12 protein-coding genes, 1 tRNA gene and 2 rRNA genes are annotated in these 14,869 nt (G+C 43.6%); 7 read left to right on the forward strand and 8 right to left on the reverse strand.

Going from position 1 to position 14,869, the window contains the following annotated elements:
- The 6 genes from GVO60_RS14825 to GVO60_RS14850 all read left to right on the forward strand — a co-directional run.
- Positions 1-97, forward strand: a 23S ribosomal RNA gene (locus GVO60_RS14825); the annotation flags it as partial.
- Positions 98-189: 92 nt separating this feature from the next.
- Positions 190-306: ribosomal RNA gene (gene rrf / locus GVO60_RS14830) — 5S ribosomal RNA — on the forward strand.
- 32 nt (positions 307-338) lie between these two features.
- A tRNA-Asp gene (locus GVO60_RS14835) sits at positions 339-415 on the forward strand.
- A gap of 198 nt (positions 416-613) precedes the next feature.
- Entirely contained in the window at positions 614-1,741 is a 1,128-nt protein-coding gene (locus GVO60_RS14840) for an FIST signal transduction protein (protein ID WP_159655395.1), read from the forward strand.
- Position 1,742: 1 nt separating this feature from the next.
- Positions 1,743-3,167: a sensor domain-containing diguanylate cyclase gene (locus GVO60_RS14845; protein ID WP_159655397.1), complete on the forward strand. Its 1,425-nt coding sequence runs from the start codon at positions 1,743-1,745 to the stop codon at positions 3,165-3,167.
- A gap of 122 nt (positions 3,168-3,289) precedes the next feature.
- Positions 3,290-3,973, forward strand: coding sequence for a DedA family protein (locus tag GVO60_RS14850; RefSeq protein ID WP_159655399.1), 684 nt, complete (start codon positions 3,290-3,292; stop codon positions 3,971-3,973).
- 51 nt (positions 3,974-4,024) lie between these two features.
- On the opposite strand, the gene GVO60_RS14855 is transcribed toward GVO60_RS14850, so the two are convergent.
- A complete protein-coding gene (locus GVO60_RS14855; RefSeq protein WP_159655401.1) occupies positions 4,025-5,341 on the reverse strand; it encodes a cation:proton antiporter in 1,317 nt (438 codons plus the stop codon).
- 170 nt (positions 5,342-5,511) lie between these two features.
- On the opposite strand from GVO60_RS14855, the gene metH reads away from it, so the two are divergent.
- The gene (gene metH, locus GVO60_RS14860) at positions 5,512-9,189 is read left to right on the forward strand and encodes a methionine synthase (protein ID WP_159655403.1); all 3,678 of its coding nucleotides are present in this window, start codon (positions 5,512-5,514) and stop codon (positions 9,187-9,189) included.
- A gap of 68 nt (positions 9,190-9,257) precedes the next feature.
- Here metH and mgtE read toward each other — a convergent pair whose 3' ends face one another.
- From mgtE to lptB, 7 genes are all read right to left on the reverse strand, one after another.
- Positions 9,258-10,613: a magnesium transporter gene (mgtE, locus tag GVO60_RS14865; RefSeq protein WP_159655406.1), complete on the reverse strand. Its 1,356-nt coding sequence runs from the start codon at positions 10,611-10,613 to the stop codon at positions 9,258-9,260.
- Positions 10,614-10,718: 105 nt separating this feature from the next.
- Positions 10,719-10,997, reverse strand: coding sequence for an HPr family phosphocarrier protein (locus tag GVO60_RS14870; protein ID WP_159655408.1), 279 nt, complete (start codon positions 10,995-10,997; stop codon positions 10,719-10,721).
- 5 nt (positions 10,998-11,002) lie between these two features.
- Positions 11,003-11,866: an RNase adapter RapZ gene (gene rapZ / locus GVO60_RS14875; RefSeq protein ID WP_159655410.1), complete on the reverse strand. Its 864-nt coding sequence runs from the start codon at positions 11,864-11,866 to the stop codon at positions 11,003-11,005.
- Positions 11,866-12,312 (reverse strand): PTS IIA-like nitrogen regulatory protein PtsN, encoded by a 447-nt coding sequence (gene ptsN / locus GVO60_RS14880; protein ID WP_159655412.1) that lies wholly within the window; start codon positions 12,310-12,312, stop codon positions 11,866-11,868. The genes rapZ and ptsN overlap by 1 nt, the downstream gene beginning before the upstream one ends.
- A gap of 5 nt (positions 12,313-12,317) precedes the next feature.
- Positions 12,318-12,605, reverse strand: a complete 288-nt coding sequence (hpf, locus tag GVO60_RS14885) for a ribosome hibernation promoting factor (protein WP_159655415.1) — start codon at positions 12,603-12,605, stop codon at positions 12,318-12,320.
- A 25-nt stretch (positions 12,606-12,630) separates the two neighbouring features.
- On the reverse strand, positions 12,631-14,091 hold the full coding sequence (locus tag GVO60_RS14890; RefSeq protein WP_159655417.1) for an RNA polymerase factor sigma-54: 1,461 nt from the start codon (positions 14,089-14,091) through the stop codon (positions 12,631-12,633).
- Positions 14,092-14,142: 51 nt separating this feature from the next.
- Entirely contained in the window at positions 14,143-14,868 is a 726-nt protein-coding gene (lptB, locus tag GVO60_RS14895) for an LPS export ABC transporter ATP-binding protein (RefSeq protein WP_159655419.1), read from the reverse strand.
- Between the last annotated feature and the right edge of the window lies 1 nt (position 14,869).

Raw genomic sequence — 14,869 nt, forward strand, 5'->3', positions numbered from 1 at the left:
AAAGGGTTGTTCGAGACTAGAACGTTGATAGGCAGGGTGTGTAAGTGCTGTGAGGCATTGAGCTAACCTGTACTAATTGCCCGTGAGGCTTAACCATACAACACCCAAAGGGTTTTGATGGACTCAATACAAGAATTAACTTGATTGTGTTATAGAGAACGCAAACAGCTTTCCGAATTAAAGAATTTGCTTGGCGACCATAGCGATTTGGACCCACCTGACTTCCATGCCGAACTCAGAAGTGAAACGAATTAGCGCCGATGGTAGTGTGGGGCTTCCCCATGTGAGAGTAGGACATCGCCAGGCTTTAAATTTAGACTTCAATGTCTGACCAGTGCGGAGCGGTAGTTCAGTTGGTTAGAATACCGGCCTGTCACGCCGGGGGTCGCGGGTTCGAGTCCCGTCCGCTCCGCCATTTATTCAGAAAAAGCCCTAGCAGAAATGCTAGGGCTTTTTCGTTTCTGAAATTCACTGAACTCGTCTTTCTAATATTGGTAATCTTCCATACTACCTTTCTTCTTTTTCCATTTAACGACATTGTCTAGATTGCTCCTTTAAGCTTGAATGCTCGCCAAAAACAACTAACTTTAGTTTATAGGTATTGGAGGGTGATATGAAAACAGAACAAGTCGTCTGGGATGGTATGGAACGAGATAAAATCACTCACCTTGCCGAAATGGATGGACGTGACTCTTTGGTGATAATATTTGGTCGATTAACCGAACAAGCTGTTCCTTTACTTAAAGAATTCCTCCCTAAATCACATATCATTGGTTGTACAACTGCTGGAGAAATTTCTAATGAAGGAGTCTCTGATGGTTTACTTATTGTAACCGTAATTCAGTTTGAACAAACATCAATAAAGAAGAGCGCTCGCTATCTCTCTGATTATCAGGGCGCGTGTAAAGCGCTTGGTGTTGCATTAGCCACAGATCTACTATCACCCGAATTGAGGCACGTTTTTGTCTTGAGTGATGGCCTCCAGGTAGATGGCACATATTTAGTTGAAGGTTTCCGAAATGTGTTACCTGAGAATGTAAAAGTTACCGGCGGCTTAGCTGGTGATTGTGTTAACTTTCAAAAAACGGAAATCTATACAGATAATGTTCAGACCTCAGGGCTTGTTGTGGCTATTGGGTTATATGGTGATGCTTTACAAGTAAGTTATGGATCTCGAGGTGGGTGGTGTTCATTTGGTATTGAGCGCAAAGTAACTCACTCTGAAGGAAATGTATTGTATGAGCTAGATGATGAGAGCGCACTCGAAATCTATCGTAGTTATTTGGGAGAGTTAACGAAAGAGCTCCCCTCAAGTGGTTTGCGCTTTCCTTTAGAAATCTCTGATCCTAATAGAGGTACAAAGTTAGTAAGGACACTACTAGCTACAGATGATGAAAAAGGGTCAATTTCGTTCGCAGGGAATATTCCCGATGGAGTCACCGCAAAATTGATGAGAGCGAATGTTGATTCCCTTATCGATGGCGCTCAAGACGCAGCAAAGGTCTGTAGGGACTTTATCGACGATTCTCCGCAAATAGCTATTTTAATTAGCTGTGTTGGACGTAAGTTACTTTTAAAGCAACTTGCTGACGATGAGGTTGATGCTGTGAGAGAAGAGCTTGGCCCAGATACCTTACTCTGTGGATTTTATTCGTACGGAGAAATCGCTCCTTATGATAACCAGCATGATTCTGAATTACATAACCAAACGATGACTATAACCGCTTTCTCGGAAAAATAGTATGCATCGATTACTTCAACGACAAACGAAGCGTCTCTTTCCCGATGGCGTTCCTGATGTTGAAGGACTAAACGACTTCCTTGAACTTGTCGATTCTGGATACCAAAATTTCGAAGAGCAGTTGATGATTACCGAACGCTCTTTAGACATTAGCTGTAATGAATTAACGCAGCGTAATAATACCCTGAATTTAATCCTTGATGCTCTACCTGATATGAGCCTTTGGATTGATAGTAAAGAAGTTGTCAAAGACATCCGAAGTGGAAACTTTGAACCGCCTTTACTCACATCAGAGTCCAACTTCATCAAGATTTCAGATTTGGAGTTAGTAAAACAATCTCCGGAACTGAAGCAGTTTATTGAAGGGTATCAGCAAGGAAGTAATAAGACTGCTGATCTCAATATTAACTATGATGGCGTGCAATACATAATGCGCGTAAAACTTACAAATATAAGTAAAAATAGCTGGTTACTTGTTTTTAGAGATATCTATTTACGAAAAAAACTTGAAGAGTTACAAAAGCAGCAAGTTGAACACTCAAAGCGCGCAGCAATGCAGCTTCAAGAACTAGTTAATGCTGCTCCTATTGGGATTATTATTTGTAGTCCACAACTAGAAATCATTATGGTTAATGAGTTTAGCAGTCAACTTTTGAATCGCTCAAAGAAAGAAGTTGTTCATCGGAACCCAATTGAATTTATTGCGTCACAAAGCCACAGCGTCTTTAAATCACGTTTAAATCGCGCTTTGGATTGTGGTGAAGGTTTTACTGTTACCCCTTGTGATCTAATGCTACTACTACCTGATGGACGTTTTCGCCAGGTAGAGTTTTCTTTCAGTAAGCTTTATTTTGAACAGCAACAACTTATTATCATGTCGATCACCGATATTGAAGAGCGAAAAAGTTTAGAGAGTAAGCTTCGTACGCTTGCCGCGACAGATGCGTTAACTGGAGCATTTAATCGCCGTAGTTTTCAACAACAGACTGAACGTGCAATTAACACATGTAGAAGATGGAAAGCTCCGTTAACCGTCATCCTTTTTGATATCGACCATTTTAAGCAGGTAAATGATCAGTTCGGTCACGCCGCTGGAGACGAAGTTTTGATCGCTTTGGTTCGGCACATCCAGCAGTCAACTCGTGATATGGATATACTAGGGCGCTTGGGTGGGGAAGAGTTTGGCTTAATTCTTCCGAATACGACCAGTGAGATTGGTTACGATACGGCACAAAGGTTGCGAAGGGAGATCGAGAATATCGAAATCAGTTATGAAGACAACGAATTAAAAATTACAGTAAGTATTGGCATGACAACGTTAGCCTACACTGAGCTTTCAACTCCAATAGATGAAGTACTGAACCGTGTTGATGGGTATTTATATCTTGCTAAAGATAGCGGGAGAAACTGTGTAGTGCAGAAATGAAATGTACCTAACAACTATCAATCCTAACGATTACTTATCGTGTTTGTACTTGGGCTCTGACAGAGATACAACAGACAAAACTTACCACCATTATGGTTGAGTGTAGCCTGCAAGGATCTAGCATGTTGGACGCAATTTTTTCGGTACTGATGGCGTTATGGAATCAAGACTTTTCTGTACTGCAAAACCCTCAAAGTGCCGTATTAATCTACGCAGTCGTTGGAGCTCTAATCTTTCTTGAAAGTGGCTTTATCCCCGCGGCTCCTTTCCCCTGTGATAGTGTTGTTGTGTTATCAGGTACTTTGGCAGCCGTGGGAGTGTTGGACCCAATTATTGTACTACTGGTCATTATTATATGTGCAGCTTGTGGTACTTGGGCAGGATACCTGCAAGGAAAGTGGCTTAACAGATTACCGAAAGTGCAAGGGTGGGTGAACGCGGTTCCGAGTAATAGATTAGCGCAGGTCGATATTTTATTAGGTAAGCATGGGCTCGTAGCATTATTCAGTGCTCGCTTTATTCCAGTCGTTCGCTCGTTATTGCCGCTGATGATGGGGATGAGAGCAAATAAAATCAGCAAGTTCCATTATTTCTCTTGGCTAAGCGCGATTTTATGGACACTACTTTTATGTTCATTTGGTATGTTACTTCCTTTATTGCCGGAACAAGTAAGTAAGTATGTCACTATTGGTTTAATGGCAGCTCCTATGATCACCTTAGCTGTTGCGATTTCTAGTTTTATCTTTATTAAAGTGCGTAAATCATTGCACAAAACTAATCACAAAGTTGAAGCGCTAGATAAGTAGACATTACGAATATTGGTGGACAAAAAAAGCAGCGAGTTTGCTGCTTTTTTATTAACTGTTTATTTGTTCTTGTTCGCTGTTCTGCGTTTTTTCCATTTCTTTTTGGGCAAGCTTAGCTTTTTCTATCATGGGGGTGATTGTCGCCCCTTGAATCAGTATTGAAAAAACGACAACAGAGTAAGTCATGACGAGAATGATCTCTTTCACATCGATAAGCTTGTCTTGAATAACCCAAATACCGGAAGGAATAGAAAGCGCCATTGCCAATGCTAAGCCGCCGCGCAGTCCACCCCAGGTGAGTATTCTAACTGACCAAGGGTTGTATTTACGATACCGCTTAAAGCCAATGTAGGATAACAATACACTGAGGTAACGCGCTGATAGAACCAATGGAATAGAGAAAGCCATCAAAATCCAGTCTTCTTCATGGAATTCAAACAGTAGCATCGACATACCGATAAGTAGAAATAGCACGCCATTAAGGAATTCATCGACGAGTTCCCAGAAATGATCTAGGTGATCTTCACTCTCTTTAGAGAAGCCGATGAAGCGAGTCCAGTTACCGATCATGATACCTGATACCACCATCGCCAGTGGGCCTGATACGTGCAAAACCTCCGCGAATGCGTACCCAGCGGTCGGAATACCTATCGTAAGAAGTAATTCCATTGAGTGATCGTCAGTTGCACTGATTAGGTAATGGAAAACAAGACCTAATACAAAACCGTAAGCAATGCCTCCAATAGCTTCCTGAATAAACAGCTGCGTTACACTGCCTACGGTTGGAGCTTCGGTGCCAAATGCAATGGTATAAATAGTGACAAAGATGACAAGACCAAAGCCATCGTTGAATAGAGATTCCCCCTCAATTTGAGTAGAAATTCGCTTTGGTGCGTCGAGTTTTTTGACAATAGCTAAGACGGCAATAGGGTCGGTTGGTGAAATTAAAGCTCCGAATAACAAACAGTAAACTAGCTCAAAGTGGATACCAATCAGTTGGCAGAATCCATAGAGAGCGAAGCCGATGAAAAATGTTGAGAAGAGTGTCGCCCCTAGAGCCAGAACGGTAATCTCCCACTTCTGATCTTTCAGGTTAGGTAGTTTGATGCCCAAACCGCCTGCAAACAATAGAAAGCCTAAGATACCCTTTAGCAAAAAATCTTCGAAGTTAATGCTCGACATTGTCTTCGAAGCAATTTCTGTTAGTTGGAACCAATCATTTTGACCCGCGATCAGGATAAGCAGAGACAGGATCATTGAACCTGCTGTAATCGCTATGGTGGTTTGCATTTTACCTATCTTGCTGTTTATAAAAGCAATCATCATTGCTGCTGCAGATAAAAAGCAGAGGGTGTAGTAGACCGACATGAGAACCCCAGTATGTAACAAATTGTGAATGAGGATTTTGTTCCTAGCTTGCTTAAATAGCAAACACTTTTTTGTCATGGGAAGGTGATGAATTTTGTTGTTTTAGACGTCTAGACTCCTTTAATAACTGTGATAGGATGGAGAGATAATTAAAGGAATGAGGCTGTACTGTGGGAAGTAATGTAAGGCAACAGATTGAAGCTCAATTAAAGCAACGTATCTTATTGATTGATGGTGGCATGGGCACCATGATTCAAGATTACAAATTGGAAGAGCAAGACTATCGTGGTGAGCGATTTGCTGATTGGCACTGCGATCTGAAAGGCAATAATGACCTTTTAGTTCTTACACAGCCAGCATTAATAAAGGACATCCACTCTGCTTACCTAGAGGCGGGTGCTGATATTCTTGAAACCAATACCTTTAATGCTACTACCATAGCAATGGCTGACTATGACATGGAAAGCCTAAGCGAAGAAATTAACTTTGCTGCAGCTAAACTCGCACGTGAGGCGGCAGATGAGTGGACTGCGAAAACACCTGAAAAGCCAAGATACGTAGCAGGTGTTCTAGGCCCAACGAACCGCACTTGTTCTATTTCTCCTGATGTGAATGATCCGGGCTATCGAAATGTTAGCTTTGATGAGTTAGTGGAAGCTTATTCTGAGTCCACTCATGCTTTGATCAAAGGTGGTTCAGACTTAATTCTCATCGAAACAATTTTTGATACCCTAAATGCGAAAGCCTGTGCGTTTGCTGTCGATACTGTATTTGAAGAGCTCGGCTACTCGTTGCCCGTGATGATCTCAGGAACGATCACGGATGCTTCAGGGCGTACGCTTTCAGGTCAAACCACAGAAGCCTTCTATAATTCACTGCGTCACGTTAATCCAATCTCTTTCGGCCTAAACTGTGCTCTAGGCCCAGATGAGCTTCGTCCATATGTGGAAGAGTTATCGCGTATTTCTGAATCGTTTGTTTCTACCCACCCAAATGCTGGCCTACCAAATGCGTTTGGTGAATACGACCTCTCTCCTGAAGATATGGCTGAGCATGTTAAAGAGTGGGCTGAAAGTGGATTTTTAAACCTAATTGGTGGCTGTTGTGGTACGACGCCAGAGCATATTCGCCACATGGCTGAAGCCGTTGAAGGAGTTACCCCTCGTGCTTTACCTGAATTGACGGTTGCTTGTCGTTTGTCGGGTTTAGAGCCACTGACGATTGAAAAGGAAAGCCTATTCATTAACGTCGGTGAGCGTACCAATGTAACAGGCTCAGCGCGTTTTAAGCGTTTAATTAAGGAAGAGTTATACGATGAGGCGTTAGACGTCGCTCGTCAGCAAGTTGAAAACGGTGCTCAGATCATTGATATCAACATGGATGAAGGGATGCTAGATGCAGAAGCCTGCATGGTTCGCTTCCTGAATCTTTGTGCATCTGAACCTGAAATTTCGAAAGTACCAATTATGGTCGACTCTTCGAAGTGGGAGGTTATTGAAGCTGGCTTGAAGTGTATTCAAGGTAAAGGCATCGTGAACTCTATCTCGCTAAAAGAAGGCAAAGAGAAGTTCGTTGAGCAAGCCAAGCTGATTCGTCGCTATGGCGCCGCTGTAATTGTGATGGCCTTTGATGAAGTTGGGCAGGCAGAAACTCGTGAGCGTAAGCTACAAATTTGTACCAATGCCTACAATATCTTGGTTGACGAAGTGGGCTTCCCACCAGAAGACGTTATTTTTGACCCAAATATCTTTGCGGTAGCGACAGGTATTGAAGAGCACAACAACTACGCGGTAGATTTCATTGAAGCCGTTGCTGATATTAAACGCGATTTGCCTCATGCAATGATCTCTGGTGGTGTTTCCAACGTTTCTTTCTCTTTCCGTGGTAATAATTATGTTCGTGAAGCGATTCACGCCGTGTTCCTTTACCATTGTTTCAAGAATGGTATGGACATGGGGATCGTGAATGCAGGCCAACTGGAGATCTACGACAACGTACCAGAGAAACTCCGAGAGGCGGTGGAAGATGTTGTTCTGAACCGTCGTGATGATGGTACTGAGCGATTACTTGATATAGCTGCAGAATATGCCAACAAAGGTGTCGGTAAAGAGGAAGACGCTTCGGCGTTAGAGTGGCGTACATGGGCGGTTGAAAAGCGTCTTGAGCATGCGCTCGTTAAAGGCATCACAGAGTTTATTGTTGAGGACACAGAAGAGGCACGCGTTAATGCTTCAAAGCCTCTAGAGGTGATCGAAGGCCCTTTGATGGATGGCATGAACGTGGTTGGCGATTTGTTTGGGGAGGGCAAAATGTTCTTACCTCAGGTCGTAAAATCTGCGCGTGTAATGAAACAGGCGGTTGCTCACCTGGAACCTTATATCAATGCATCGAAGCAAGCTGGATCATCAAATGGCAAAATCTTACTTGCGACCGTAAAAGGCGATGTGCACGATATCGGTAAGAATATAGTGGGCGTGGTTCTACAATGTAATAACTACGAGATCATTGACCTTGGCGTTATGGTGCCTTGTGAGAAAATCTTAAAAGTTGCGAAAGAAGAAAATGTCGACATTATCGGTCTATCAGGGTTAATCACCCCATCATTGGATGAGATGGTGCATGTGGCTAAAGAGATGGAGCGTCTGGATTTTGACCTGCCATTGTTGATTGGTGGCGCGACGACATCCAAAGCACATACTGCAGTTAAAATTGAACAGAATTACAAGAATCCAGTGGTCTACGTGAATAATGCGTCACGTGCCGTTGGTGTTTGTACATCACTGTTATCAGATGAATTGCGCCCTGCATTTGTTGAAAAGCTTGATGCTGATTATGTCCGTGTTCGTGATCAACATAATCGCAAAAAGCCTCGAACCAAACCGGTGACTTTAGAGCAAGCTAGAACGAATAAAGTCGCAATTGATTGGGACAGCTACACTCCACCTGTGCCAGCTAAACCTGGTGTGCATGTGTTTGACGACTTTGATGTATCAGTTTTGCGTAACTATATCGATTGGACACCTTTCTTTATGACTTGGTCGTTAGTCGGTAAATACCCTAAGATTTTGGAGCATGAAGAAGTAGGGGAAGAGGCTCAACGACTATTTAAAGATGCAAATGAGCTTCTTGATCGTGTTGAGCAAGAAGGGTTACTCAAAGCGCGTGGCATGTGTGGATTATTCCCGGCCGCAAGCGTTGGTGATGATATTGAAGTGTATACCGATGAATCACGCACTGAAGTGGCTAAAGTTCTATGTAACCTTCGCCAACAAACAGAGAAACCAAAAGGCTTTAACTACTGTTTGTCAGATTATATTGCTCCTAAAGCATCAGGTAAAAAGGATTGGATTGGCGCTTTCGCTGTCACTGGTGGAATTGGTGAGCGTGAGTTAGCGGATGAATATAAAGCTGCAGGTGATGATTACAACGCTATCATGATTCAGGCAGTGGCTGATCGTCTGGCAGAAGCTTTTGCTGAATACCTTCATGAGAAAGTGCGTAAAGAAATTTGGGGATACTCAGCAGACGAGGATCTGTCAAACGATGATTTGATTCGTGAGAAGTATCAAGGCATTCGACCTGCGCCAGGTTATCCAGCATGTCCTGAGCATACTGAGAAAGGGCCGCTGTGGGAGTTGCTAAATGTGGAAGAGACGATTGAGATGTCACTGACCTCTAGCTACGCAATGTGGCCCGGTGCTTCGGTGTCTGGTTGGTATTTCTCCCACCCAGATTCTCGCTATTTTGCTATTGCTCAAATCCAACAGGACCAAGCAGAGAGTTACGCGGACCGAAAAGGTTGGGATATGCTTGAGGCTGAAAAATGGCTTGGACCAAACCTTAACTAGAAAGCAAAAAGCGCAGTTGATACTGCGCTTTTTATTGAACGATGATTTAAATCTGATGGGTTGGAAGCTTAAATCAGAATAGTGGCAAGGCCTAAGAAAACGGACAAACCAATAACGTCAGTGACAGTCGTGAGGGCCATACCTCCCGCCAATGCCGGATCGATGTTCATCTTTTTAAGTAAAATAGGAATGGTAACACCAGCAACGCCAGCGACTAATAAGTTGGTTAACATAGCTGCAGAGATAATTCCTCCTAGCATCCAGTTACCTTTCCAAGCTACAACAATACCGCCAATAATCAGAGCCCACATAATGCCGTTTAATAAGCCGATAGCAGCTTCTTTCAATAGCAGTTCACGTTTGTTTGAGTCACCGATGTGGCCAAGGGCTAAGCCACGAATGACTAAGGCAACAGTTTGGTTACCTGCAACTCCGCCCATGGATGGCACAATAGTCATGAGTACAGCAATGGCAGCCATTTGGTCGAGGGTGGCTTCAAACATATTGGAAACTGATGCCGCCGCGAGTGCAGCAAGGACATTTGCTCCTAGCCAGACACTACGTTTTCGTGCGGATTTGACAACGGGGGCGAAGGTATCTTCGTCATCATCCATACCCGCCATGCTCATCATTGAGTGTTCGGCGTCTTCACGAATGACGTCAACTACGTCATCAATGGTGATTCGACCGACTAGGTGCTGATTTTCATCAATGACAGGCGCTGAAACCCAGTTTCGACGCTCAAATAGGCTTGCGATATCAGAGTCACTCATAGTGACTTCAATCGCTTCATCGGCATCCTCCATCACATCACTGACTTTTACGTCAGGTTGAGTGGTGAGCAGGGTCGTAATAGGCAATTCACCGATTAAGCGATTTTCTTCATCAATGACATAAAGAGCGTCAGTCGCTTCTGGTAGCTCTCCTTTCATTCTCAGATAACGAAGTACTACATCCACATCGACATCACCACGAATCGTGATAACGTCAGTGTTCATCAAGCTACCAGCGGTATCTTCTGGGTAGGAGAGAGCGGTTTCAACCAATAGACGCTCGGTTGCGTCCATTTGTGCGAGAACTTCACGAGATACATCATCAGGTAAGCTTCGAAGTACGTAAGCGACGTCATCCGTCTCCATGCCTTCCGTCGCTTCTGCAAGCATTTCAGGTGCCATTCGTGACACAAGATCGTCTTTTACATCCTCGTTCAATTCATCGAGGATCTCACCGTAATCTTCGGGATCAGTTAACTGCCAAAGAACTTCACGACTCTTACGTGGAGAGGCTTCTAATAGATGGGCAATGTCTTCTGGTTCCATGTCCTGAAGCTGACGGCGGACATGGACAAAGCGACCATTTTCTAGAGCTTCTGTAACTTCCTGGAGGGCTTGGTGAGCTTGGTCAAATTCAATTTGCTCGGCCATCGGTTCCCCCTGACTCTATATGTTTATAATGGTACGAATAGTAACTTAATTTTAGAATGTATTTAATAAGTTAATGTGAAGGAAAGGCAATTAGTCAGTAAGAGGTTAGTCCTCTTCTTCAAACTTGTCTTCAATAAGGTGGCAGACAGCTTCTAAGGCAGGGTGTGCGTCATCTCCCTCAGCGCTAATAGTAACGTGTTCACCCTGGGCAGACTCCAGCATGAGCAGCCCCATGACACTATCCGCTGTGGCTTCTTTCCCTTCATGATTTTGAATAGTCAGAACTGAATCAAAAGATTGTGCAAGTTCGACGAGTTTGACTGCAGCACGAGCATGAAGACCTAAACGGTTTTGGATAAGTACAGTTCTACTCTGTTGCTGCATAGGGGTTATTCCTTGTGATTTTGCTCTAATGAGGCATGACGAATTTGGACCTGGTGGCCCATTTGCGCAAAGTACTCACCAATCTGTTGAGTGAGGTAGACTGAGCGATGTTTGCCACCCGTACAACCGATCGCCACGGTTAAGTAGCTACGGTTATTCTTTTCAAGTAGTGGTAGCCAATTCTCGATGAACTTCTGAATCTGTTGCTTTAATTCGAGCACTTCAGCATGACTTTCCAAAAATGACTTGATAGGAGCATCCAGCCCTGTCAACGGTCTTAGATCTGGTTCCCAGTGTGGATTGGGCAGGAATCGAACATCAAATACATAGTCCGCATCACTTGGCAAGCCATACTTAAACCCAAACGATTGGAACACCATAACGAGATCTTTGCGTTCTCTACCTTCGACACGCATCCGAACCGTTTCACTTAACTCGTGCAGGGATTGATTGCTGCTGTTAATGACTAAGTCGGAGTGCTCTTTAAGTGGAGAAAGAATAGAACGTTCTTTTTCTATTGCTTGTTCTAGTGATGTATTTTCTAGGCTTAACGTTAACGGGTGGATACGGCGTGTTTCGCTATAGCGTTTGAGTAATGTCTCTTTGTTGGCATCTAAGAACAAAACGCTTACGTCGGAGCTCTGTTTTAGCCGAGTTAATACGTCTTCAACAAGGTTGGGCTCTACTGGTAGGTTACGAATGTCGATACTGACCGCAACGTTCTGTTTACTGGATTGAACAGATTGGACAAAAGTATCGAGCATATCAACTGGAAGGTTGTCGACACAGTAATAGCCGAGATCTTCTAGTACACGGAGCGCGACGCTTTTGCCGGCTCCTGAATAACCACTAACAACGATAAGACGCATTATTGGCTAACCATGATTTCGTAAAGCTCTTGATCTGATTGTGCTTTACGGAGTTGTTTAAGGATCTGCTTATCGTTTAGACGCTCTGCCATACTGGAAAGGGTTTTAAGATGTTCTTTACATTGTGCATCAGGCACAAGTAGAGCAAAAAGTAGGTCAACAGGGCGATTGTCGATAGCATCAAATTCAACCGGTGATTCGCATTGCAGTAATACGGCAACGGCTTGCTCACTGGATTGCATACGAGCATGGGGAATGGCTATTCCATTTCCAATGCCAGTACTGCCCATTTTTTCACGGCTGAGCATGCATTCGAAGAGTTCAGTTGAGTTCTGACCTGTTTTTTCAGCAACGAGTTCACTGATCATTTCTAGGGCACGTTTTTTACTAGTGCACTGGACCGCACTTTTAGTGCAGTCCAGTGTAAGGATTTCGCTTAATTGCATGGTGGTTAGTGAGCGTTTAGCTTCTCTTTGTGCTTGTTTAGCTGTCGAACTAATTTGTCGACTAAGGAATCGATAGCGGCATACATGTTTTCATCATCCGAGGAAGCATGTATCTCGCCCTGATTTACGTGAAGGGTAGCTTCTGCGATTTGACGGACTTTTTCAACTTTTAATACAACATGAACGCTGTTGATGTGGTCAAAAAAGCGTTCTAGCTTTTGAAACTTTTCATTTACATAGTCTTGCATTGAATCTGTTAGATCAATGTGGTGGCCATTAATATTGATTTGCATAGACTTTCCTTCTCGGTTAAATGCCTTACAACAGGCGTTTGCGCTGACTTGAAGGGGCAATGCCTAGTGATTCTCGGTATTTTGCTATTGTTCGTCTAGCGACCTGAATCCCTTGGTCAGCGAGTAGAGCTGCAATCTTACTGTCACTCAGTGGTTTTGCACTGTTCTCGGCAGCAACTAGCTTCTTAATTAAAGCTCGAATTGCAGTAGATGAACATTCTCCACCATTGTCAGTGCTGACGTGGCTGGAGAAGAAGTACTTAAGTTCAAAGATGCCACGTGGGGTATGCATGAATTTCTGCGTTGTTACCCGTGAGATGGTTGACTCATGCATGTCGACATCCAGTGCCACATCATTGAGTACCATCGGCTTCATAGCTTCTTCACCATACTCGAAGAAATCGCGTTGATGTTCAACAATACACTTAGCAACTTTGAGCAGTGTCTCGTTTCTACTTTCTAAGCTTTTAATCAGCCATTTTGCTTCTTGTAAGTTGCTACGAATGTATTGGCTATCTGCGCTGCTACCTTTACCTAGTGCGGCGTATTGTTGATTAACCTTCAATCTAGGGACTGCGTCAGGGTTGATAGTAACAACCCACTTACCATGATCTTTATAGACAGAGACATCCGGAATGACATACTCAGCGTGCTCTGTTGAGATTCGGCTACCAGGCCTAGGATCGAGCTGTTGAATCAGTTTTAGTGTTTCACGTAAATCTGCTTCTTTTAGCTTAGCTTCTTTTATGATCAGTTTGTAATCACGGTTACCTAACTGATCAATATGATCAGTTAGAACTCGTTTAGCTTCTGATAGCCAAGGCGTGTCTTCTGGGAAAGTCGCCAACTGTAGCAATAAACAGTCTTGCAGATTAACGGAAGCGACACCCAATGGATCAAATTGTTGAATGCGTTTACGTACTGCTTCAATCTCTTCTATTTCGATCTCTTCGTTATCAAAGCTTTCAAGAATATCTTGCGGTGATACTGTGAGGTAACCATAGTCATCAACGGCATCAATAATCGCCATTGCAATCGTGCGGTCGGTTTCACTAAATGGTGTAAGGTCGAGCTGCCAAGTTAGGTAGTCGAGCAGTGACTGGGTAGTTTCGCCCTGATAAACAGGCATGTCATCATCAAGTGCGATGCCAGTGCTGCCAGTGTTTGCGCTATAGACGTCTTCCCAAGTGGTGTCTATTTCAAGCTCTGAGCTGATTTCTGATTTTTCTATTAACTCAGAGCTATCTTGTGGTTCAGCATCTCCAACATCGACGGTTGGCTCTTTGTCCTCATTACCTGACTTATCTTCAGCGACTGGGGTATCTTCACTCGATTCTTCAACCTCAAGTAGTGGGTTGGAGTCTAACGCCTCTTGAATTTCTTGTTGAAGATCCAGCGTCGACAACTGCAACAAACGAATCGCTTGCTGTAGCTGCGGAGTCATGGCTAACTGTTGACCTAGCTTGAGTTGTAATGAGGGTTTCATTCAGTAATTTTTGCCTTAAATGCTAGAGAATCTTGCTGTTCTTCACTTTAATCATAGACGGAATTGTTCGCCGAGATAAACTTGTTTTACTTGTTCATTATTGAGAACTTCGTTCGGCGATCCTTCCGCAATCAAATGTCCTTGGCTCACAATATAAGCTTTTTCACATACGTCGAGGGTCTCTCGAACGTTATGGTCCGTGATTAATACGCCTAGTCCACGATCGCGTAAATGTTCAATGATCTTCTTAATATCAATCACTGAAATTGGGTCAACACCCGCGAATGGTTCATCAAGCAAGATAAATTTCGGATTAGCGGCAAGTGCTCTGGCGATTTCAACTCGACGACGTTCACCCCCAGATAGTGCCATACCTGCGCTTTGGCGAATGTGCTGAATGTGGAATTCTTCGAGCAAATCTTCCAGTTTGTCCTGTCGCTCTTCTCGTGTTAGCTCTTTGCGAGTTTCAAGAACGGCCATGATATTGTCTTCAACAGACAGTTTACGGAAGATGGACGCTTCTTGTGGAAGATAACCAATACCCATGCGAGCACGACTGTGCATAGGAAGAATACTGATGTCTTCATCATCAATGAAAATAGAGCCTTCATCACGCGCAACTAAGCCTACAATCATATAAAACGAGGTGGTTTTACCTGCACCATTAGGGCCGAGTAAGCCTACAATTTGGCCTGACTCAACCTGTAGGCTTACATCAGATACCACCTTGCGGTTTTTGTAGCTTTTGGCTAAATGCTCTGCTTTTAATAATGTCATA

The sequence above is a fragment of the Vibrio atypicus genome, assembly GCF_009811315.1.
Lineage (GTDB): Bacteria > Pseudomonadota > Gammaproteobacteria > Enterobacterales > Vibrionaceae > Vibrio > Vibrio atypicus.